The sequence below is a fragment of the Shimia sp. FJ5 genome (genome assembly GCF_032918335.1).
Taxonomy (GTDB): domain Bacteria; phylum Pseudomonadota; class Alphaproteobacteria; order Rhodobacterales; family Rhodobacteraceae; genus Shimia; species Shimia aestuarii_A.
Genome location: NZ_JAWJUV010000001.1, coordinates 941,168 through 963,147, shown reverse-complemented (window position 1 = coordinate 963,147; position 21,980 = coordinate 941,168). Strand labels below are relative to the sequence as shown.

Here is a 21,980-nt window from a genome sequence, read left to right as displayed (position 1 = left end):
CGCGTTCCTGGTCGGATCAACCGAAGGGCGAAGAATGGAAGTTCATGTACATGCCCCATAGGGACGTGACGAAAATAGACGCCATGCCAATGAGTTGCACGTAGAGTCTGTGCCGGGTGAGGCGTTTGCGCAAAAGCTCGCCGCTGGCCTCTTCCTGTTGAATACGCGACGCCGTCGAGAGGCTGATCATCCCGACGAGCGACATCGGGAACAGCAAAAGGAACACCGCTTGTGCAAACTCGATCCCAAAGATGAACCCCGTCACCGCAAGCCCGGTGAGCAGGAAACAGGCAAAGGACAAGAGCCAGAGCCCCGACACCCGACCGATATAGAGAAGGCGGTTGGTATTGATACGCACCATGTCCTCGAGATCAATCTCGGTTTGCCCACCCGCGCGCTTGGCCCGCAGAACCATGTCATACGGCACACCAAGCACCCAATGACTTGCCGAGGACCACATCACGGCAAGCGCAATCCAGAACCAAAGGTTCGAAAAGCTGCGCATGTCGATGACTTCGAAAACAAGTTGATGCCAGTTCAAATCTACGGCCTCTATCAAACTGCGCCCTGACATAGCGCGGCTTTTCGGCAATTCCTAGCCTTGAGAAAGCAGAAAATCCATGGCACCTGTTTCAGACGCCAAGATGAGGACGATTATGAGCCATTCGCCAGCCGCTTTCCCCGCCGCACGCCTGCGCCGCACCCGTCAATCCGCTGCTCTGCGTGGACTCGTGCGCGAGAATACGCTGAGCGTAGAAGATCTGATCTGGCCGGTCTTTGTGCGTGACGGTGAAGGGGTCGAGGAACCCGTGGCCTCCATGCCCGGCGTGGTGCGCCGCTCGGTCGACAAGATCGTCGAGGCCGCCCGCGAAGCCGCCGATCTTGGCATCCCGGCGATCTGCCTCTTTCCCTATACCGACCCCGCGCTCAAGACCGCCGATTGCGCCGAGGCGTGGAACCCCGACAACCTGTCCAACCGTGCCACCCGTGCAATCAAGGCCGCCGTGCCCGAGATCGCAGTGATGACCGACGTGGCGCTCGACCCCTATAACATCAACGGCCATGACGGGTTTGTACGCGACGGTGAAATCCTCAATGACGAAACCGTCGAGGCCCTTGTGAAACAAGCGATGAGTCAGGCCGAAGCCGGCGCGGATATCATCGGCCCCTCCGACATGATGGACGGCCGTATCGGCGCCATTCGCGAGGCGCTCGAAGCGGGCGGGCATTCCAACGTCATGATCCTCTCTTACGCCGCCAAATATGCCTCGGCCTTCTATGGCCCCTTCCGTGACGCGGTTGGCGCCTCGGGGGCGCTCAAGGGCGACAAGAGCACCTATCAGATGGACCCCGGCAATTCCGACGAGGCCCTGCGCCTCGTGGGGCGCGATCTTGATGAGGGCGCGGATATGGTCATGGTCAAACCCGGCATGCCCTATCTCGACATCTGCCGCCGCGTGAAAGACCGCTTTGGCGTGCCGACCTATGCCTATCAGGTCTCTGGCGAATACGCGATGATCGCGGGCGCGGCCCAGAATGGCTGGATCGACGGCGACAAGGCGATGATGGAAAGCCTCTTGTGCTTCAAACGCGCGGGCTGTGACGGTATCCTGACCTACTTTGCCCCCGCCGTGGCGCGCAAACTGGCCAAGCAGTAACCCGCCGAACAGACGCGTGTTGCTAGTGACAGCGCGCGGCGCTGCACGTATACTCGCGCGCAAGAAGCCGGAAAAACCGGCAAACCCGAGCAGCATCAGTGAACAGGCTTAGCATGACACACATGAACAGACGCAATTTTACCCTCGCCGGTCTCGCCGGTCTGGGTCTCACCACCGCCGCCTGCGGCAATGGTGTCGGAAGCAACGGCGCGCAAGAGATCGACGCCCGCGTCGACAACACGCTGAACTACCTCTATTCCAACTACCCCAACTCGCGGGATCTCGCCGATAAATCGGTCGGTATGCTGGTCATGCCTGTCGTGACCGAGGCGGGCTTTGGCTTTGGCGGTGGATATGGCCGTGGGGCGCTGCGTGTCGATGACATCACCGTCGATTACTACTCGGCCACCAAAGGCAGCTTCGGCCTTCAGATCGGGGCCCAGCAATATGCCCACGTGCTTTTCTTCATGACCGAAGGGTCGCTCTCGGAATTCCGTCGCTCGAGCGGCTGGGCCGCCGGGGCAGACCTCAAATATGTGGTCTCAGACGAAGGCGGCATCCTCAAGGCCGACACCACCACCGTGCTCGCTCCGGTCATCGCGGTGATCTTTGGTCAGGCAGGCCTGCACCTCGGCGCAACGCTTGAAGGCGTGAAATATAACCGCATCATCCCCTGATCGCGGCGCAAGGCCTCAATGCAAAACGGCGCCTCGCGGGGCGCCGTTCTTCGTTTCCAAGGCCTCGCGGTCCTAGCCCATCTCGCGCAACCGCTTGATAAGGCTCGAGGTATCCCAACGCCCACCGCCAAGCTTTTGCACGTCTTTATAGAACTGATCGACCAGCGCCGTCACCGGCAGGCTCGCCCCCGTCTCATCTGCCGTCGAAAGGCAAATTCCAAGATCCTTGCGCATCCAGTCAACGGCAAAGCCATGCTCGAAATGATCGTCGGCCATTGTCTCGTGCCGGTTGACCATCTGCCAACTCCCGGCAGCACCGCCTTGGATCACATCCACGACCGCGCGGATATCAAGCCCTGCCTTCTCGGCAAAATGAAGCCCCTCCGAGAGCCCCTGCACAAGGCCCGCGATACAGATCTGGTTGACCATCTTGGTGAGCTGCCCTGCGCCGCTCTCGCCAAGGCGCTTGATCGTGCGGCCATAGGCCTGCATCACCGGCTCTGCCGCATCATAGGCCGCCGTATCACCGCCGCACATGATGGATAGGATGCCATTCTCGGCCCCCGCCTGCCCGCCCGAGATCGGCGCATCGACAAAGGCGATGCCTTTGGCCTTGCCCGCCTCGTAAAGCTCGGCCGTGACCTTGGCCGAAACCGTGGTGTGATCGACGAGGATCGCGCCCTCGCCCATCCCCTCAAATGCGCCATCCGCGCCTGCACAGACCATGCGCAGATCGTCATCATTGCCGACACAGGTCATGACGAATTCCGCGCCCGATGCTGCGTCCTTCGGCGTGAGGGCCATCGCCCCGCCATGTTCCTTGACCCATGCCTCGGCCTTGGCGCTCGTGCGGTTATAGACGGTGACCTCGTGGCCCTTGGCCTGTAGATGTCCCGCCATCGGGTATCCCATCACGCCCAGACCGAGAAATGCGACTTTTGCCATTTGGTTTCCCTCCCCAAGTTCTTGTCATAGTCTTTGTCCTGCCCCAAGACAGAGATGGCAAGACGAAATCCGGGAATCGACATGAGCAACCTGTTTCAATGGCTGGTGCGCCTCGCTGGTGCGCTTCTTATTCTCGCGGCCCTTGCCGTGGGGCTGGTCTATTACCTCGCCTCCCGGTCCCTGCCGACCTATGACAAGACACTCACGACCCCCGGCCTCTCTGCCCCGGTCGAGATCGTGCGCGACAATGCCAACGTGCCGCATATCTTTGCCGAAGCCGACGAGGACGCCTTCTTTGCGCTTGGCTATGTCCATGCACAAGACCGCCTCTGGCAGATGGTCACGCTGCGCCGCACGGCACAGGGGCGCCTGTCGGAGCTTTTCGGCACCTCTACGCTCAAGATCGATACGCTTTTGCGTCGCCTCGATATCTACCCGCTCTCGGTGCAATCCGTGCAGGCGCAGGATGACCGCGCGCTTGCGGTGCTGCGGGCCTATGCGCGCGGCGTCAATGCCCGCATCGACGAGATCAACCGCGATTCCCTTGGGCGTGGTGCGCCAGAGATGTTCCTCTTCCCGTCGGCCATTGCACCGTGGCAACCCGCCGATTCCATCGCCATCCAGAAACTCATGGCGCTGCAACTCTCCGGGCACCTGTCCGAAGAAGTGCTGCGCGCGCGCGTGTCCCTGCTTCTGCCCGACGAGGCCCGCCTCTCCGACATCCTCCCCAACGCACCTGGAACCGGGGTCGCAGCACTGTCGGATTATGCCTCTCTGGTCCCCGGCGCACCGCGCTATGCCGCCTCCGAGCCGCAGATCGACACCCCTCTCTCGCCTCTGCCAAGACGCGGGCTGGCCGGCGCCTCAAACGCTTGGGCGGCAGCGGCCAACCGCTCTGCCACCGGTGGCACGCTCTTGGCCAACGATCCGCACCTCGGCCTCTCCGCGCCCGCAATCTGGTATCTCGCCCGACTTGATCTGGACCACGGCGGCGTCATCGGCGGGACAATCCCCGGCATGCCCGCGGTTCTCGCGGGCCGCACCGACACGCTCGGCTGGGGGCTGACCTCGTCCTATCTCGACGATCAGGACGTGTTCATCGAAGAGGTGAACCCCGACAACCCCGAGGAATACCGGACGCCCTCCGGCTTCAAACCCTTCGTGACCCGCAAATCCATCGTCACGGTGAAAGACGCCGCGCCCCTGACGCTGACCCTACGTTGGACGGACAACGGCCCGGTTCTGCCCGGAAGCCAGTTCGACCTTGGCACCATCACCCCCAAGGGCCATGTCGCGGCGCTTGGATGGACCGCGCTCTCGGCGCGTGACACCTCGATGAGCGCCGCAATCAACCTGATGTATGCGGGCAATGTCGAAGACGCGATCGCCGCCGCCGAACCCTACCTCGCGCCCTCGCAGAACCTGACGCTCGCCGACCGCGACACCATCGCGCTCAAGACCATCGGCGCCATGCCACGACGCGACGATGCCCATCAAAGCATGGGCCGCCTGCCGTCGCTCGGATGGCGCGCCGAGAACCGTTGGCGCGGCCGTTTACCTTATGCCTCCAACCCACAGTTCCTTGCACCGCGAGGAGGCATCGTCGGCAATACCAACAACAAGATCGTCGACCGACCCTTCCCGCTGCATGTCTCCTATCATTGGGGCGACAGCCAGCGCATCCAACGCTGGCAACGGCTCATGCAGGGCCGTGAAGTGCACACCCGCGATAGCTTTGTCGAAGCCCAGCTCGACACCGTGAGCTACTCTGCCCGCGCGCTGCTACCGCTTGTTGGGGCAAACCTCTGGTTCACCGGTGATGCGGCCCCCGACGGCACGCCCGAACGCCAACGCCAACGCGCCCTTGCCCTGCTCGCTGAATGGAACGGCGAGATGAACGAACACCTACCCGAGCCGCTCCTCTATGCCGCATGGATGCGCGCCCTGCAAAAACGTCTGATCCAAGACGATCTCGGCCCCTTGGCCGAGGAATTCCTGCATGTAGAACCGCTCTTCATCGAACGCGTCTTCCGCGACGTAGACAATGCCTCAAGCTGGTGCGACGTGATCCAAAGCGCGCCGGTCGAAAGCTGCACCGACATGGCCCGCCTGGCCCTTGATGACGCGCTGATCTGGATCGACGAGCGCTATGGCAACCAGATCGAATCCCTGCGCTGGGGCGATGCGCACCAAGCCACCCATGACCATCAGGTGCTGGGCGAACTGCCGCTCTTGCGCCATTTCGTGAACATCCGCCAATCGACGAGCGGCGGTGACAACACGCTTCAGCGCGGCCGCACCAATGGCACCGACCCGGACCCGTTCCTCAATGTCCATGCCGCAGGCTATCGCGGTGTCTATGACTTCGCCGATCCCAATAGCTCGCTCTTTATCCTGTCGACCGGGCAATCGGGGCATTTCCTGTCGCGCTTCTACGACGACATGGCCCAACTCTGGCGGCGGGGAGAATACGTGCCCATGTCACTTGATCCGGCACTGGCACGTGCGGCTTCGGTCGGTGTGACGACACTTTTGCCAAAATAACGCGGACAAGCGCTTTCGAAATCGCGTGTGCAAGGGTTCTCAAGAAACCTTGCCCCGCTCAGAGGGTTTCGAAGGTCCGTGCCTGACGTGCGGTCCAACGGACAGTCAGGTGGAACCCCTCCTCGTCCTGCTGTTCTTCCTCAACGACGCCCTCCTTAAAGAGCCAGGCGCGCTTCTTGCCATCGGCGAAATCGAGCGTGATCTCGGCAAGGCTACGCTCGGCATCAAGCGTCCCTGCAATCGCCGCGAACAGCGCCTCCAGCCCCTCACCGGTGAGCGCCGACACCGCAAAAATCGCATCGTCACGGCCTGCACGGGTGCGCATCGCCTCTTGCCGGTCCGGCTCAAGAAGGTCGATCTTGTTCCAGACCTCGATCTGCGGCGTGGCCTCATTGACTCCCAGAGAGCCCATGATGTCATTCACATCCGCCGCCTGAATATCCGTCTCCGGGTGGGCGATATCGCGCACATGCAGGATCAGATCCGCCGACAACACCTCTTCCAATGTCGCCCGGAACGCCGCGACAAGCTCTGTTGGCAGGTCCGAAATAAACCCAACCGTGTCCGACAAGATCACCTCCGGCCCGTCCGGAATCTGCACCGCACGCATCGTCGGGTCGAGCGTTGCAAAAAGCATGTCCTTGGCCATGACATCCGCGCCCGTCACCCGGTTGAACAGAGTCGATTTTCCGGCGTTGGTATATCCGACAAGCGCGACAATCGGGAACGGCACCTTGGCACGCGCCTTGCGGTGCAACTCGCGCGTTTTCACGACCTTGGCCAGCTGACGACGCAACCGCACGAGTTGGTCATCAATGGCGCGTCGGTCGGCCTCGATCTGCGTCTCGCCGGGGCCGCCCACAAACCCGAGCCCACCGCGCTGGCGCTCAAGGTGGGTCCAGGCGCGGACAAGCCGCGTGCGCTGATAGGACAGCGCCGCCATCTCGACCTGCAACACCCCCTCGCGCGTGCGCGCCCGGTCCGAGAAAATCTCAAGGATAAGCCCCGTCCGGTCGAGGAGCTTCACTCCCCAGGCCTTCTCGAGGTTGCGTTGTTGAACTGGCGTCACAGGCCCGTCGATCAACACGAGGTCGATCTCGTTGGCCTTGAGCACAGCCTTGATTTCTTCGATCTTGCCCGACCCGAAAAGCATCCCCGGATGCGGCTTTGGCAGGCGCACGGCATTTGATCCGATCACTTCGAGATCGGGCAGCGCCACGGCAAGAGAAACCGCTTCTTCCAGCGCGTGCACCGCCTCCCGACGTTGATCGGAGCCGGTGATGTCGGGATGCAGAACCCAGGCGCGCGTCACCGGGCGGTCATGCTCCATCAAGAGGCGTCTTCACCTTCATAGAGGCTGATCGGCTGGGCCGGCATGATGGTCGAGATCGCATGCTTGTAGACAAGCTGGCTCTGGCCATCGCGACGCAGCAGCACGCAGAAATTGTCAAACCAGGTGATCACACCCTGCAGTTTGACCCCGTTGATGAGGAAAATCGTCACCGGAACCTTGGTCTTGCGGACGTGGTTCAGAAATGCGTCTTGGAGATTTTGTCGATCCGATGCCATTACGTTTTTGCCTTTGTTTATCGTTGGGTGCGTCGGTTTTTGCGTCAAAGCGCTTCAAGTATGGAGTGCGATTCGCCGAGTTTCCAGCCCCAAAAGTGGAATTAGCGGCAAATCTTACCCTCGGGGCGTGTCATTTTTGCCAGAGCTCTGGCGACATGAGCGCCACAATCGCCAATGTTTCAAGGCGGGCCACCACCATCGTCGCCGCCAGAACAAGCTTCACCGCGTCGCTTTGCGCCGCAAGCTCGATGGGCGATTCCGCCGCCACAGAGATCAAAGGCCCCGTTGTCGTCAGCGCCGCAATGGTCAGGACAAACGCATCTTCAAACCCGACACCGAGGAAGGCAAGCACCGCGCTCACCACGGCGATGGAGATCGCGAACAGCATGAAAACCACCCAAGCGATCTGCGCCCCCTTGCGCCGGATGCGCCGCGCGTCCGACCGCCGCCCAACAACGACCGACGGATGCACAAGCCTCTGTATCTCGCCATATCCCTGAAGATAGAGCGCATAGACCCGGAGAAGCTTGACGCCGCCTGCCGTGGTGGCCACGCCACCGCCGACAATGGCAAGCCCCATCAGGATGATCCCCGGCGTCGACAGGCCCGACCATTCCTGCGCGGCCTGCCAATCGGTGCTCTCAAATCCGGTGGTGGTCAAGAAACTCATCACCGTGAACACCGCCCCCCACGCGGCCCGAAGCGCCGCTCCGATATTCTGGCTGTCTTCGAATTCATACGCGCCAAGGAAATGCCGCAGGAAAAGGAAGCACGGCACAAGCACAACGATCAGCACCCCGAGACGGAACTCATAGTCGCGCCAAAACGCATCGCGCCGCACGGCGCCTGTCTCGTTGGAGAAGGTGCTGCGTGACAGGGCAAAGACCATGAAGGCAAAAAGCATCACCTCGCCGCCGATCCCCGCCTGTGCGTTCTCAAGCCCGCCCACAGGCGATATGCCGCTCGTCGAAAGCACCGCCATGGCGTGCATCAACCCGCCAAGCGCCTGCGACCCCATGATCATCAAAAGCACCCAGAGCACCAACGTCAGCCCCGCATAGATCGGGATCAGCGCTTTGGCCGCGCGCGCAAGACGCTTGCGCGGGTCGGCGATGATGCGCGGCCCGTGCTGTGTCTCATCGGTGCCCGGATCGGCCTGCGCTGTGACCTCAAAACCGCCAAGGTTCAAGGGCGAGAAGATCGCCACCGCGGCAATCCACATCAACAACCCGCCGAACCAAGCCACGATCCCGCGCCAAAGGTGCAGCGACGGCGAGAGCCGGTCTGGGTTGTCATAGAGCGTCGCCCCCGTCGTGGTCAGCGAGGACACCATCTCGAAATAGGCGTTGACATAGGTCGTCGTCGCCAGCCCCTCGTAAAACGGCAAGGCAAGAACCGCTGGCAGCACTGTAAATGCGAGGAACAACGCCACCAGATGATCGACGCTGCGCGGCGCCTCGCGGGTGTGGCTCATGGCCAGCGCGATCAGCCCAAAGACAAAAAGAACAAGCGTGCCGGAATAGAAAAAGCTACGCGCCTCGTGCAGATCATGAAGCACCCCGGCATAGATCGCCGGCACATACATGACGATCCCCGATAGCCCGAAGAGCAAGAGGAACAGTGGCAAGCGTGACAGCGACGACAGCATGACCGGCCTAGAAGAAGTCGATGGAGACCTGGAACAGGCGCTCCACTTCGGGCACATCCGCCGCCAGTGCGAAAACGGCGATCACATCGCCCTCTTCGATCCGCGTGCCACCGGTCGGCTTGAGGATTTTATCGCCCTTGCGGATCGACCCGATCAAAACGCCTTCCGGGAAATCAATGTCACGCACCTGTTTGCCAGAGATGGGCGAGGTCGACAGAACCTCCGCCTCGATGATCTCGGCCTCGGCATCTCCGATGGAATAGACGTCGCGCACCCGCCCATGCCGGATATGGCGCAGGATCGAACTCACCGTGGTGGCGCGCGGGTTGATATAGGCATCGATTCCGAGCGGCGACATAAGCGGCACAAGGGTCGGATCGTTGATCAGCGTGATCGCCATCGGACAGCCCCGCGCCTTGGCCCGCACCGCCGTCAGCAGGTTGACCTTATCGTCATCCGTCACCGCAAGAACCGCGTCCGCCCGGTCGACACCGGCCTCGGCGAGCATCTCAGAGTCGAGACCGTCGCCATGCAGGACAATGGTGCGCTCCAACGCCTCTGCCGCGCGTTCCGCGATCTTGCGGTTGCGCTCGATGACCTTGGCGCGAATGCGTGTGGTATGCGCCTCAAGGCGCTGCGCCACCATAAGCCCGACATTGCCGCCGCCCACGAGAAGCACGCGGTCCTGTTTCTTCTGCGTCTTGCCAAACACCTCCATCGTGCGGCTGGTGTCTTCGCTGGCGGTGAAGACATAGATTTCGTCACCGACGAAAAGCTGATCCTCCGGTTCAGGGGCAAAAAGCGTGCCGTTCCGGCGCACCCCGACGACCACCGCCCGCAGGGTCGAAAACAGGTCCGACAACTGGCGCAGCGCCGTGTTGACGACAGGACAATCCTCGTCGAGCTTCAGCCCAAGCATCTGCACCTTGTTGTCGAGGAAACTCTCCGTATCGAACGCCGCGGGCGTCGCAAGCCGCTTGATTGCCGCCTCGGCCACCTCAAGCTCGGGGCTGATCACAACATCAATTGGCATGTGATCGCGCCGGTAGAGATCGGAATAGATCGCATCGAGATAGGATTGGCTGCGCAACCGTGCGATCTTGCGCGGAATGGCAAAGACCGAATGCGCCACCTGACAGGTCACCATGTTGACCTCGTCGGAATAGGTCGCGGCAATGATCATGTCGGCATCGCGCGCGCCCGCCTTGTCGAGCACATCCGGGTAGCTTGCAAAGCCCGAAATCCCCTGCACATCAAGCGTATCCGTCGCCCGCCGCACAAGATCAGGGTTGTTGTCGACCACTGTCACATCGTTCTTTTCCCCGGATAGATGGCGGGCGATCTGCCATCCGACCTGTCCGGCGCCACAGATAATGACCTTCATGGGATACCTCTCGGGCTGTCAGGGTTTTGGATGCCAGAGGTCGCGGCCAAGGTCAAATACTACCGATGCCGCAGGCCTGCGCGACAAGCCATTGACGCCACGCGCGCCTTGTCGTTTCCTAGTCCTCGAAAAGGAATGCCCCCCATGCCCCGCGCCATTCGTGCCAAACCCGTCTTCTTCTGCGCTCTCCTCGGCCTCGCCGGGGCGTGTGTCAATATGAACACCTACTACAAGACCGGCACGACGATGGAGGCAATTTCCAAGGACGATCTCGCCTGCGCAAGACAGGCCGACATCGACGTGCCGCCGCGCATCATCGTCGAAAACCATCCTGTCTATGGTCCGCCGCCGAAACCCGGCGCGCCGCCGGTTCTGCTCTACTGGCGCACCGAGTATATCGACATCAACGAAGGCCGTCGGGCCCGCGCCAAGGCACTCTGCATGGCCGAGGCAGGCTATGATCGTGTCTCGATTCCCTATTGTACCGATGAACAGATCGACGGCCGCGCCTTCCGGCCACTGGCCAAGACACCACCGCTCGACGGCTCAATCTGCGCCGTGCGCCGCGATGGCAAACGGCTGCTGATCGACCTCGACAAACCTCTCTAGGCTTATTCCTCTTCCGTCGCCTCGACACGGGCAACCCGCGCCCCTGCCTTGGAAGTCGTCACAACCCCAAGCGACTTTAGCTTGCGGTGAAGCGCGCTACGCTCCATGCCGACGAAATTGGCGGTACGGCTGATATTGCCGCCAAAGCGGTTGATCTGGGTCAGGAGGTACTCCCGCTCGAACGCCTCACGCGCCTCGCGCAGCGGCAGGGTCGCCAACGCCCCAGAGAGCACCACACGGTCGCTTTCGACCTGTTCGCCGCTCTCGCCCGGCAACTCTCGGCTCTCGATCGGCCCAGACCCATCGCCAAGGATCAACACCCGTTCGATCAGGTTCTTAAGCTGGCGCACGTTGCCCGGCCAGGACATGGTCTGCATCAAGGCCTCCGCCTCACTGCTCATCTCGCGCAGCGGCAAGCCTTGGTCCTCGTGCAACACGCCAAGGAAATGCTCTGCCAAGAGCGGGATATCCTCGCGCCGCTCCTCAAGCGACGGCACCGCGATCGGCACCACGTTGAGACGATGGAAAAGCTCCTGCCGGAACCGCCCCGCCTCGATTTCCGCCTCGAGATTGCGGTTCGTGGACGAGATCACCCGAAGATCGACCCGCACCTTGTCGCTGCCGCCAACCCGTTGAAATTGTTGATCGACAAGCACCCGAAGGATACGCGTCTGCGCGCCTTCTGGCATATCGGCCACCTCGTCGAGATAGACCACGCCACCATTGGCCTGCTCAAGAAGCCCCGGCTCCACGCCGCGCTCGCTGCTTTCGCGTCCAAACAGCATCTCCTCGACGCGATCCGGCTCCACGCCCGCACAATTGACGCTCACGAACGGCGCGCTGGCACGGTTGGACTGCGCATGAATATAGCGCGCTGCCGCCTCCTTGCCGACGCCCGCAGGCCCGCTGAGCATCACCCGACCATTGGATTTCGTCACCTTGTCGAGCTGCCCGATCAGGGTGCGGAAGGCCGCGCTTTCGCCGATCATCTCGCCCGGTTTGCTATCCTGACGGCGCAACTCCTGGTTCTCGCGGCGCAGACGCGACGTTTCCATCGCACGCCGGATCACCACCAGAAGCTGATCGATATTGAACGGCTTCTCGATGAAATCATACGCGCCCTGTTTGATCGCCGCGACTGCGATCTCGATGTTGCCATGCCCCGAGATGATGACGACCGGCACATCCGGATAGTCCCGTTTCACCGTCTTGAGGATGTCGATGCCATCCATATTGCTGTCTTTGAGCCAGATATCGAGGATCAGAAGCGCAGGCTGCGCGCTTTCGACTTCCTTCATCGCCTGATCGGAATTCCCCGCCAGCCGCGTGGTATAGCCTTCATCCTCGAGAATATCCGAGATCAGCTCCCGGATATCGCGCTCGTCGTCCACAATTAGAATATCACTCATCTCTGTCACCTGTCTCAACATCTGCTCCGGCCACACCTGCTTCAAGCGGCAGGCACACAACGGCCATGGCTCCGGGACGATCCGTCCCGCCAAACAGCGGCGCATCTTCAAGCGAGAGGCTGCCACCATGTTCTTCGATAATTTTCTTCACGATCGGAAGGCCAAGGCCCGTCCCCTTGTCGCGTGTCGTCACGTAAGGCTCAAAAAGCCGCGCCCGATCTTCCGGCAGGCCGATACCATTGTCGGCAATACGGATCACCGCCGCCTCATCCCGCGCCTCACATGAGATATGGATCTCGGGGCGGTGGCCTTCTGGTGCGCCTTTTTCCTGAAGGCTTTCAATAGCCTCCCCGGCGTTCTTAATCAAATTCGTGAGCGCCTGCGAGATCATCGTCTCATCATATTCCGCCGGAAGCGGGCCCGCGACGATATCGGTCTCGAACGTCACATCCGGTTGCCCTGCCTCCTGCAAGAGCACGCACCCGCGCAGTGTCTCGACCACATCGCCATGCCGCCGATCCGGCTCTGGCATGCGCGCGAACTTCGAAAACTCGTCCACGATCCGGCGCAGGTCATTGGTCTGGCGCACGATCACATCGGTCATCTGCTCAAGCTTCTCGCCCTCGTCGCCCACGCGGGCGCTGAACTTGCGCTTGATCCGCTCAGCCGAAAGCTGGATCGGTGTCAGCGGGTTCTTGATCTCATGCGCGATCCGCCGCGCCACGTCGCCCCAGGCCGCCATACGCTGTGCAGTGACAAGGTCGGTCACATCGTCAAAGGCAAGCACATAGCCCTCAAGCTTGCCATCCTCGCCACGGCGTGTCGCCATCCGCACGAGAAGGTTCTCGATGCGCCCTGCTCGGCTCACCCGAACCTCGCCCTGCACGGTTTCCGCCGCATCTTCAACAAGACGCTCAAACATCGGTCCGAACTCCGGCACAGCCACCGTGATCGCCATCGCCTGATGATCGTCCGACCAATCCAGAAGCCGCTCAGCCGACCGGTTGACGAACGAGACCCGCCCATCCGGGTCAAGGCCAACGACACCCGAAGTCACCGAAGACAAGACCGAGTCAAACAGCCTGCGCCGCCGTTCGATCTGACGCGTGTTCTGCAACAGCGCCTCACGCTGGCCCTTAAGCTGTCGGGTCATCTGGTTGAAGTAGCGGCCCAGCATGGCAATCTCGTCGTCGCCATCTTCTTCGACCACCCGCACGTCAAGATCGCCCGAACCGACCCTCTGCGCGGCTCCGGTGAGCCGCCCAACCGGTCGTGCCAACCGCTCGGCAAACCACATCCCCATCCAGATCGCCGCAAGGATCAGGATCACCGCAAAGCCAAGGTATACAAGCCCGAACTCGAACAAGACCCGCCCGCGCTCTTCCTCAAGCTGGGTATAGAGTTTCGCCGTTTCCCGCGTCTCATCCAAAAGCGAAAAGATGCTGCCGTCCACTTCACGACTGACATACAAGAGCCGGTCCACGAAGGCTTCGAGCCGCACAAGCGCGCGCAGCTCATTGGTGTCCCAGTCGCGAATAACAAGCGTTTCGCCCGCATTGGCCGCCGCAATCTGCTCCTCGGTCGGTCGCTCGAAATGGAACAGGTAGGAATTCGCGCCCCGGGCCCGAATCTCTCCCGTGCCATCAATCACATAAGCCTCTTTTAGACCGCGCTGAATCTGACCCTGTCCGCTCGACAGGAGGACGCGAATATCCCCCGAGGTCAGGAAGAAGGACGATTGCCGTTGCCGATTGAGGAAATCCGCCAGAACCTCCGCATCCGTCGTCAGGTCGCGCACGTGTTCCTGTTCATAGGCCTGCGCCGCCGAAACCGAGTTGCCGACAACCCGGCTGACCCGCTCCGAGAACCAGCCCTCAAGCCCGATATTGACCGTCAGCCCTGCAAACACGGCAACAGTGACCGTCGGCACCAGCGCCAGAAGCGCGAACGCCCCCGTAAGCCGCAGGTGCAGGCGAGAGCCGACCGATTGCGCTCGGCGCGAGGCGATCATCCGTGCCACCCGCTGCGCCACGAGCGCCGCCACGGCAAGCACATACACAAGGTCGAGCATCAGGACGAGCCGCAGCGCCCCAGAAGACGATCCCCGGTTCATTGGCCCAAGCACAAGGAAGGTCGCAAGCGCAAGGCACGGGCCAAGCAGCACGAGCCCAAGCGTCGCGATGTTCTGCACCCGCCGCTGGCGGCGCAAACGCGTCAGCCGCGTCCAATGGCTCGTTCTTGTCCGGGAGCTCACCCGACACCCCAATTGCTTGATGGCCGCCAAAATCGCGGCATACCGCCGTTTTATCCCCGCGCCACCGCTAAAACTGCGGCAGATCGGTCACTCTATTGTGGCAGTTTTACATCAACTTCCGCCGTCTTGTCACCTGAATATCGAGATCGGTGATCTTTTTCCGGAGCGTATTTCGGTTGATGCCAAGGAGATCCGCGCATTTCGCCTGATTGCCGCCCGTCGCATCAAGCGCAATCTCGATCAGCGGCAATTCGATCTCTTTCAAGATCCGCGCATATAGCCCTGCCGGCGGCAACATCTTGCCATGCAGATCGAAATAGCGCCGCAAATGCCGCGCCACCGAGGCCGAAAGCTTCTCGGTGTCTTCCCCGCCAAGAAGCGGCCCGACTTGCGGCTGCGCGCCAAGCACGGATTCCGCCTCGGGCCGCGTGATTTCTTCCGAGCGCGCCGTCAGCACGAGCCGTTTGACTGCATTCTCAAGCTGGCGAACGTTGCCAGGCCAACTATAGGCGCGGAACAGCTCCATCGCGTCCTCCGAGAAGAGCCGCATCTGCGCCCCGTCCCGCTCGGCCCGTGTGAGGAAATGCTCGACCAGCAGCGGGATATCATCAACCCGCTCGCGCAGGGACGGCACGTGAATCGTCGCACCGTTCAGCCGGTAATAGAGGTCTTGACGCACGTTGCCCTTGTCCATCAGGTCGCCAAGGTCGCGTTGCGAGGTGGCCATGAACCGCGGGCTATGCTCGCCCGGATTGTCGATCATCCGCACGATCCGCGCCTGCACCTCGTCATCGAAATCTCCGATCTCATCGAACAACACCGTGCCGCCCTTGGCCTTGGCCAGAACCCGGCTCGGCCCCTCGAGATCGCTCAGGTCCGCCGCGTTGACAACCACGAACGGAAGCGTCCGACGATCCGAAAAATCATGAATTTCCCGCGCGATAAGCGATTTGCCCGTGCCACTTTCGCCGGAAATCAAAACCGGCAGGTCGGTGTTCATCACCCGCGCCACAAGACGGTATAGCGCCTGCATGGCCGCCGTGCGCCCAACAAGCGGCAATTCATCCGGGCGATCGTCCTCGATCTGCGGCGCAGACGGTGCGCGGCGTTTCAATTCAAGCGCCTTGGAGGTGCGCTTCATCAGATCCGGCAGGTCGAACGGTTTCGGCAGGTAGTCATAGGCTTCCGCCTCGGCCGCCTGAATCGCCGTCATGATGGTGTTCTGCGCCGAAATCACGATCACCGGCAGGCCGGGCCGGTCTTCGGCAATCTTGGGCAACATCTCGAGCCCATTGCCGTCCGGCATCATCACATCGGTGATCACCACGTCGCCCTTGCCCTCTCCGACCCAGCGCATAAGCGTGGTAAGCGACGAGGTTGCGTGGACCTTACATCCCGCCCGCGTCAGCGCCTGCGTGAGAACGGTGCGGATCGTGCGATCGTCATCTGCAACAAGAACGGTGCCGTCCATGGGTTAACTCTCCTTGGATGATGTCGTGCGTTCACGCGGAACACGCGGAAGGGAAATACGGAAAACGGTGCGTCCGGGAACGCTATCGACAGTGATAAGCCCGTCATGGTCCGAGATGATCTTGCTCACCAATGCAAGGCCAAGCCCGGTGCCATTCTCGCGCCCCGAGATGAACGGATCGAACACATCGCCCTTGATGTCCTGCGGCAGACCCGGACCATCGTCGATCACCTCGACCTGAAGTGGCAGAGGCTGGCCCGAGCCATCCGACCGCCGCATCCGGAACGAATGTTCGTAATAGGTATGCAGGCGGATCGTCCCGCTGCCTTCTGCCGCCTCCGAGGCGTTCTTCAGAAGGTTGAGCACCACCTGTAACAACTGATCCGCATCGCCAAGCGCAAGCGGCAGCGACGGGTCGTAATCCTCAACGATCTTCATATGCGCGCCAAACCCGACAAGCGCCGAGCGTCGCGCCCGATCAAGCACATCATGGATATTGACCGGCTTCTGCTGCGGCGGCGACAGGTTGCCAAACTGTTCGACCTGCTCAAGAAGCTTTACGATCCGGCGGCTCTCCTCGACGATCAGGTCCGTAAACTCGAGGTCATCCGCCTCAAGGTTCATCGACAAAAGCTGTGCCGCGCCGGTAATGCCTGCCAGCGGGTTCTTGATCTCATGGGCCAGCATCTCTGCCATGCCGATCGCCGACTTGGCCGAGGATTTGACCCCGTGAGAGCGCGTCATCCGCCCCGCCAATTCGCGCGAGGTGATCAGGAAAAGCATATAGCCCGGCTTGTTGCTCACCGGTGCGATCTTGAGGTTGCCCTGAATCGGCGGCCCCTCGCCCGTACCGATATCGGCATCATTGACGAAAAGCGGTGTGCCATGATCGCGCGAGCGTTGCAGCGCGTTCTCGAGCGGCGCATCGACCGTGACCTTGTCCCAGACAGGCACCCCCCGCATCGACTTGGCAGAAGCGTTCAGGAAGCTTTCCGCCGCCGGGTTGATATCCTCGATAAGCTCGTCCGGATCGACCAGCAACGCCGGAACCGGCAGCGAATTCCAAATCGCTTCGTCGAACTCACTCATGCCACTTGCTTCCTATTTCCTGCATCCCGAAAGGCCTCCGGCAAGCGCGCCAGAACCTCTTTCGGATCACGACATGTCTGGATCAGGCGACGCAGGTCGCCCGGTGTGCCCGCGTCGTCCATGTACCAACCCAAATGTTTGCGCGCGACGCGCAGTCCGAGATCTTGCCCGTAAAACGCCAGCATCGCCTCGTAATGTTCCGCCACCATCTCGGCGCGCGCCTCGCCCTCTGGGATCTCCGGCGCCTCCGCTCCAAAAAGATCGGCGGCAATCTGCGCCAGCGCCCAAGGACGCCCCTGCGCCCCGCGCCCGACCATGACGCCATCCGCGCCTGATGCCGCGAGCGCGCGTTGCGCGGTCTCGGTATCCACGATATCGCCATTGGCAATCACCGGGACAGTCACCGCCTGCTTGATCTCGGCAATCGCCGCCCAATCCGCCGCGCCCTTGTAGAACTGACAGCGCGTGCGCCCGTGGATCGTCACCATCTTCACACCCGCGCCCTCGGCGCGCCGCGCCAATTCGGGCGCGTTGCGCATCTCATCGTCCCAGCCAAGCCGCGTCTTCAGTGTCACCGGGATCGACACCGCCTCTACCACCGCCTCAATGAGGCTGAGCGCATGGTCTAGGTCTTTCATCAACGCCGACCCGGACGCCCCCGCGCCGCTCGCGCTGGTCACCTTCTTTGCCGGACAGCCCATATTGATATCGATGAGCGTCGCGCCATTGGCCTCAACCTGCCGCGCCGCCTCGGCCATCCAATAGGCATCGCGCCCGGCGATCTGCACCGAGGTATTGGCGCTCTCAAACCCAAGCTCCGCTTTCTCGCGCACGCCGGGCTTCTGCTGCACCATTTCTTGGCTCGCCACCATTTCTGATACGACCAACCCCGCGCCAAACCGCGAGACGAGGTCGCGGAACGGACGATCCGTGATCCCGGCCAACGGGGCGAGGAAGACGGGGGGTGTTAGCCTGAGTTGTGCGACTTCTACGGTCACTTGCCTATTCCTTGTGCAATATCTCGGTGCTAGCCGACTCGGGGGGGATGCTCAATCTTCGCACATCCGATTTTGAGGCGGAATTATGCACCTGATGAAAAAATAGGCAAATTTCCAGTCCCTTTCCGCGCACTCGCCCGCCGATGGAGCAGAAGTTCACGCAAGCCGGATCATCGGAACGTGGCATTTGGGCAATTCAGTTTCGCACCAAAACAGGCTAGAGAGACGTCATGAAAACCGCCGCCCTTATCGTCGCCGCCGGACGCGGCACCCGCGCTGGCCCCGGTGCGCCGAAGCAATGGCGTCCGCTGGCCGGTCGGCGCGTGGCCGACTGGACCGTCGCCGCTTTCGCCGCCCATCCGGCCATCGACCTGATTCTCGCCGTGACCCACCCCGATGACGCCGCCGAAGCCGCAACGCTCGGAGTCGAAACGGTCGATGGCGGGGCCACCCGCGCAGACTCCGTCCGCGCCGGTCTCGAAGCCCTCGAAGGGCGCGGTATCACCCATGTGCTGATCCATGACGTCGCGCGCGCCGGGATCACCGCGACGATCATCTCCGACGTTCTCGCCATGCTTAAGACCTCTCCCGGCGCAGCTCCCGCGCTTCCCGTCACCGACGCCCTCTGGCGCGGCACAGACGGCACCGTGTCAGGCACCGAGGACCGCTCCGCGCTCTACCGCGCCCAAACCCCGCAAGGGTTTCACTTCGATGCGATCCTTGCCGCGCATCGCGCCCATCCGGGCAATGCTGCCGATGACGTCGAGGTCGCCCGCGCCGCGGGGCTTGACGTCACCATCGTGCCGGGCAATGAAACCAACCTGAAGATCACCGCGCCCGAGGATTTCGCGCGCATGGAAAAGAGCTTACGAGGCGCAATGGATATCCGGCTTGGCAATGGTTTCGACGTGCACGCCTTTGATGACGGCGGCGATCACGTGACGCTCTGCGGCGTGCAAATCCCCCATACACGCGGCCTCAAGGGCCACTCCGACGCCGATGTGGGCATGCATGCCGTGACCGACGCGATCTATGGCGCGCTGGCGATGGGCGATATTGGCCGCCATTTCCCACCTTCCGACATGCAATGGAAAGGCGCCGACAGCGCGATCTTCCTCGACCATGCAGTCAAGCTCGCCGCCGAACACGGGTTCTCGATCTCCAATATCGACTGCACCCTGATCTGCGAACGCCCCAAGATCGGCCCCCATGCCGCCGCCATGACCAACCGCATGGCCGAGATCATGGGCCTTGAGGCGGCGCGCATTTCGATCAAGGCCACCACAAGCGAAAAACTCGGCTTCACAGGCCGCGAAGAAGGGATTGCGGCGCTCGCCACCGCAACATTGGTAAAAGCATGAGCAGACAGATTTCCATTTTCTTCGGCGTCGGCCTCCTGCCTTGGGCACCCGGCACATGGGGTTCTCTCGCGGCCCTGATCCTCGGCTGGGGGATCGAGCGTTACCTGGGCTTCTGGCCCCTCGTCCTCGCCACGCTGATCGCCATCGTCGCGGGCTTCTGGGCCTGCAAGGTGGAACTTGCCGACCGCCCCGGCGACGACCCTTCCGAGATCGTCATCGACGAGGTCGCGGGTATGTGGCTCGCCATGCTGTTTCCGGCCTACGGGTTCTACATGCGCGACATGTCCATGGTCTGGCCCGGCCCGATCGCGGCCTTCCTCTTCTTCCGCCTCTTCGACATCAAAAAGCCATGGCTCGTGGGCAAGGCAGATCGCCGCCACGATGCCGTGGGCGTCATGCTCGATGATCTTTGGGCCGGGGTCTTTGCCGGGATCGCCACGATCATCGCCGCCGCCATCTACCACATCTTCCTGATCTGATGAGCCTCGCCGCAGAGACCCTCGCCGCCGCCCGCGCCCGCGGCTGGAAGATCGCCACCGCCGAAAGCTGCACCGGCGGCATGGTCTCGGCCGCGCTGACGGATGTGCCCGGCTCCTCCGACGTGGTCGAGCGCGGCTTTGTCACCTACACCAATCTCGCCAAAACCGAGATGCTTGGCGTGCGCGAGGCAACCCTTGCGACCCATGGCGCGGTCTCCGAAGAGGTGGCCCGTGAAATGGCGCTCGGCGCGCTGGTCAATTCCGATGCTGACCTCACCGTCTCCATCACCGGTATCGCTGGCCCCGGCGGGTCCGAGTTCAAACCCGAGGGGCGCGTCTGTTTCGGCCTCGCCACCCGCGCGGGCTGCAACACGGAAACCGTCGAGTTCGGCGCCTTGGGACGCGCAGAGGTCCGCACGGCCGCACGGAATCATGCCCTGACCCTCCTGCGCGACGCCGCATCCTAAAGCCGCCCGCAATTTAATCTCACACCACGCATTTGCGCCACTTTTTTAATCAAAGCGCAAATCGCCCATGTTTTGCGCACCCCTGCACGCAATTGCATCTATGTTTTGCACGTTCTTTCCGCTTTCTGACGCGAAAACCAACAGAAAAACGGAAAGGAAGGGACAATGAACGGAGCGGATACCGCCTGGATCATCGTGGCAACGGCCTTGGTCCTGTTCATGACATTGCCCGGACTGGCGCTGTTTTACGGCGGCCTCGTCCGGGCGCGCAACGTCCTCAGCGTCTTCATGCAGGTCTATGGCATTGCCTGCCTGATGAGCATTCTCTGGCTCGCCTTTGGCTATACCATCGCCTTCGGCCCCGGCGAGACCGGGCTCTGGGGCGGGTTGGCCAAGATGTTCCTCATGGGCGTCACCGCCGAGAGCCTCTCGGGCACGCTCCCTGAAGTGCTGTTCTTCGCCTTCCAGATGACCTTCGCCATCATCACCCCGGCACTCATCGTCGGTGCCTATGTGGAACGGATCGGCTTTGGCTTTGTCCTCCTCTTCTCCGGCCTCTGGATGCTCCTTTGCTACGCACCCGTGGTGCACTGGATCTGGGGCGGTGGGATGCTCGCTGATGGCGGCCTCTTCGGCGAAACCGGCGTGCGTGACTTTGCGGGCGGCATCGTTGTCCACGAAACCGCAGGCATCGCCGCTCTTGTGATCGCCGTCTTCCTCGGTCCGCGCAAGAACCGTACCACACCCCCGCATGCGCCGGCCTATGTCTTTATTGGCGCAGCGATGCTCTGGGTCGGCTGGTTCGGCTTCAACGGCGGCTCGCAGCTTGCCGCAGATGGCGGCGCGGCCATGGCCCTCACCGTGACCCATATATCCGCCGCAACCGCGTCCCTGTCTTGGGCCCTGTGGGAGAAGATCAAATACGGCAAAGCCTCGCTCGCCGGCATCGTCACCGGCACCATCGCAGGCCTCGCTTCGATCACCCCGGCCTCTGGCTTTGTTGGCCCGATCGAAGCGCTGATCATCGGCGCTGTGGCCGGTATCCTCTGCCAGGAAGCCGTGAACCTGATCCGCAACACGCTCGGCATTGACGACACGCTCGACGTCTTCGCCGTGCATGGTGTGGGTGGCATCTTTGGCACCATCATGATCGCCGTCTTCGGCGCAGGCACCTGGGCGGCCCAGCTCGGTGGCCTCGCCGTGGTCGGCATCTTCACGCTCGTCGTCACCGTCGTGCTGGTGAAGCTCTGCGGCCTCATCACCCCGCTGCGCGTTGATGCCGAGACCGAGGTCAACGGCCTCGACCTCACAGTGCATGGCGAACGCGCCTACGACATCGTGTCCTAGCCACGCGCTTCAGCGGAACGACAAAGGGCGGGCCTCAGCGGGTCCGCCCTTTTCCATTGCCCTGCGCCCGC

At 62.1% G+C, this 21,980-nt stretch carries 19 protein-coding genes; 8 read left to right on the top strand and 11 right to left on the bottom strand.

Going from position 1 to position 21,980, the window contains the following annotated elements; genetic code table 11:
* Positions 1 to 16 precede the first annotated feature (16 nt).
* Positions 17 to 541, bottom strand: a complete 525-nt coding sequence (locus R1W01_RS04885; RefSeq protein WP_243613754.1) for a component of SufBCD complex — start codon at positions 539 to 541, stop codon at positions 17 to 19.
* Between the two features lie 115 nt (positions 542 to 656).
* Here R1W01_RS04885 and hemB point away from each other — a divergent pair, with 115 nt between their 5' ends.
* Complete coding sequence (gene hemB / locus R1W01_RS04880; RefSeq protein WP_243613755.1) at positions 657 to 1,658, top strand: porphobilinogen synthase; 1,002 nt, start codon at positions 657 to 659, stop codon at positions 1,656 to 1,658.
* Positions 1,659 to 1,771: 113 nt separating this feature from the next.
* The gene (locus R1W01_RS04875) at positions 1,772 to 2,335 is read left to right on the top strand and encodes a YSC84-related protein (protein WP_411028142.1); all 564 of its coding nucleotides are present in this window, start codon (positions 1,772 to 1,774) and stop codon (positions 2,333 to 2,335) included.
* A 72-nt stretch (positions 2,336 to 2,407) separates the two neighbouring features.
* Here R1W01_RS04875 and R1W01_RS04870 read toward each other — a convergent pair whose 3' ends face one another.
* A complete protein-coding gene (locus R1W01_RS04870) occupies positions 2,408 to 3,280 on the bottom strand; it encodes an NAD(P)-dependent oxidoreductase (RefSeq protein ID WP_243613757.1) in 873 nt (290 codons plus the stop codon).
* 81 nt (positions 3,281 to 3,361) lie between these two features.
* On the opposite strand from R1W01_RS04870, the gene R1W01_RS04865 reads away from it, so the two are divergent.
* Complete coding sequence (locus R1W01_RS04865) at positions 3,362 to 5,824, top strand: penicillin acylase family protein (RefSeq protein ID WP_297756016.1); 2,463 nt, start codon at positions 3,362 to 3,364, stop codon at positions 5,822 to 5,824.
* A gap of 58 nt (positions 5,825 to 5,882) precedes the next feature.
* Here R1W01_RS04865 and hflX read toward each other — a convergent pair whose 3' ends face one another.
* The 4 genes from hflX to trkA form a co-directional block, all read right to left on the bottom strand.
* Positions 5,883 to 7,154, bottom strand: a complete 1,272-nt coding sequence (hflX, locus tag R1W01_RS04860) for a GTPase HflX (protein WP_297756017.1) — start codon at positions 7,152 to 7,154, stop codon at positions 5,883 to 5,885.
* Positions 7,154 to 7,393 (bottom strand): RNA chaperone Hfq, encoded by a 240-nt coding sequence (gene hfq / locus R1W01_RS04855; protein ID WP_008204623.1) that lies wholly within the window; start codon positions 7,391 to 7,393, stop codon positions 7,154 to 7,156. Before hfq ends, hflX begins: the two co-directional genes overlap by 1 nt.
* 130 nt (positions 7,394 to 7,523) lie before the next feature.
* The gene (locus R1W01_RS04850) at positions 7,524 to 9,041 is read right to left on the bottom strand and encodes a TrkH family potassium uptake protein (protein WP_297756018.1); all 1,518 of its coding nucleotides are present in this window, start codon (positions 9,039 to 9,041) and stop codon (positions 7,524 to 7,526) included.
* Between the two features lie 7 nt (positions 9,042 to 9,048).
* Positions 9,049 to 10,425 (bottom strand): Trk system potassium transporter TrkA, encoded by a 1,377-nt coding sequence (gene trkA, locus R1W01_RS04845; RefSeq protein ID WP_243613761.1) that lies wholly within the window; start codon positions 10,423 to 10,425, stop codon positions 9,049 to 9,051.
* A gap of 144 nt (positions 10,426 to 10,569) precedes the next feature.
* Between trkA and R1W01_RS04840 the strand changes: the two genes are divergently transcribed.
* Positions 10,570 to 11,034: a hypothetical protein gene (locus R1W01_RS04840; protein ID WP_243613762.1), complete on the top strand. Its 465-nt coding sequence runs from the start codon at positions 10,570 to 10,572 to the stop codon at positions 11,032 to 11,034.
* Positions 11,035 to 11,036: 2 nt separating this feature from the next.
* Here R1W01_RS04840 and R1W01_RS04835 read toward each other — a convergent pair whose 3' ends face one another.
* The 5 genes from R1W01_RS04835 to dusB form a co-directional block, all read right to left on the bottom strand.
* Positions 11,037 to 12,443: a sigma-54-dependent transcriptional regulator gene (locus R1W01_RS04835; RefSeq protein WP_297756019.1), complete on the bottom strand. Its 1,407-nt coding sequence runs from the start codon at positions 12,441 to 12,443 to the stop codon at positions 11,037 to 11,039.
* Complete coding sequence (locus R1W01_RS04830) at positions 12,436 to 14,697, bottom strand: sensor histidine kinase NtrY-like (protein ID WP_297756020.1); 2,262 nt, start codon at positions 14,695 to 14,697, stop codon at positions 12,436 to 12,438. The genes R1W01_RS04835 and R1W01_RS04830 overlap by 8 nt, the downstream gene beginning before the upstream one ends.
* 106 nt (positions 14,698 to 14,803) lie before the next feature.
* Positions 14,804 to 16,168 (bottom strand): sigma-54-dependent transcriptional regulator, encoded by a 1,365-nt coding sequence (locus R1W01_RS04825; RefSeq protein WP_243613765.1) that lies wholly within the window; start codon positions 16,166 to 16,168, stop codon positions 14,804 to 14,806.
* Between the two features lie 3 nt (positions 16,169 to 16,171).
* On the bottom strand, positions 16,172 to 17,257 hold the full coding sequence (locus R1W01_RS04820; RefSeq protein ID WP_243613766.1) for a two-component system sensor histidine kinase NtrB: 1,086 nt from the start codon (positions 17,255 to 17,257) through the stop codon (positions 16,172 to 16,174).
* Positions 17,254 to 18,255 (bottom strand): tRNA dihydrouridine synthase DusB, encoded by a 1,002-nt coding sequence (gene dusB / locus R1W01_RS04815; protein WP_297756021.1) that lies wholly within the window; start codon positions 18,253 to 18,255, stop codon positions 17,254 to 17,256. Before dusB ends, R1W01_RS04820 begins: the two co-directional genes overlap by 4 nt.
* 230 nt (positions 18,256 to 18,485) lie before the next feature.
* Between dusB and R1W01_RS04810 the strand changes: the two genes are divergently transcribed.
* The 4 genes from R1W01_RS04810 to R1W01_RS04795 all read left to right on the top strand — a co-directional run bounded on the left by R1W01_RS04810 (position 18,486) and on the right by R1W01_RS04795 (position 21,909).
* Complete coding sequence (locus R1W01_RS04810) at positions 18,486 to 19,616, top strand: bifunctional 2-C-methyl-D-erythritol 4-phosphate cytidylyltransferase/2-C-methyl-D-erythritol 2,4-cyclodiphosphate synthase (protein ID WP_297756022.1); 1,131 nt, start codon at positions 18,486 to 18,488, stop codon at positions 19,614 to 19,616.
* Positions 19,613 to 20,095 (top strand): phosphatidylglycerophosphatase A, encoded by a 483-nt coding sequence (locus tag R1W01_RS04805; protein WP_243613769.1) that lies wholly within the window; start codon positions 19,613 to 19,615, stop codon positions 20,093 to 20,095. The genes R1W01_RS04810 and R1W01_RS04805 overlap by 4 nt, the downstream gene beginning before the upstream one ends.
* Entirely contained in the window at positions 20,095 to 20,562 is a 468-nt protein-coding gene (locus R1W01_RS04800; protein ID WP_243613770.1) for a CinA family protein, read from the top strand. Before R1W01_RS04805 ends, R1W01_RS04800 begins: the two co-directional genes overlap by 1 nt.
* Before the next feature lie 165 nt (positions 20,563 to 20,727).
* On the top strand, positions 20,728 to 21,909 hold the full coding sequence (locus R1W01_RS04795; RefSeq protein WP_317275038.1) for an ammonium transporter: 1,182 nt from the start codon (positions 20,728 to 20,730) through the stop codon (positions 21,907 to 21,909).
* Positions 21,910 to 21,980: the final 71 nt, after the last annotated feature.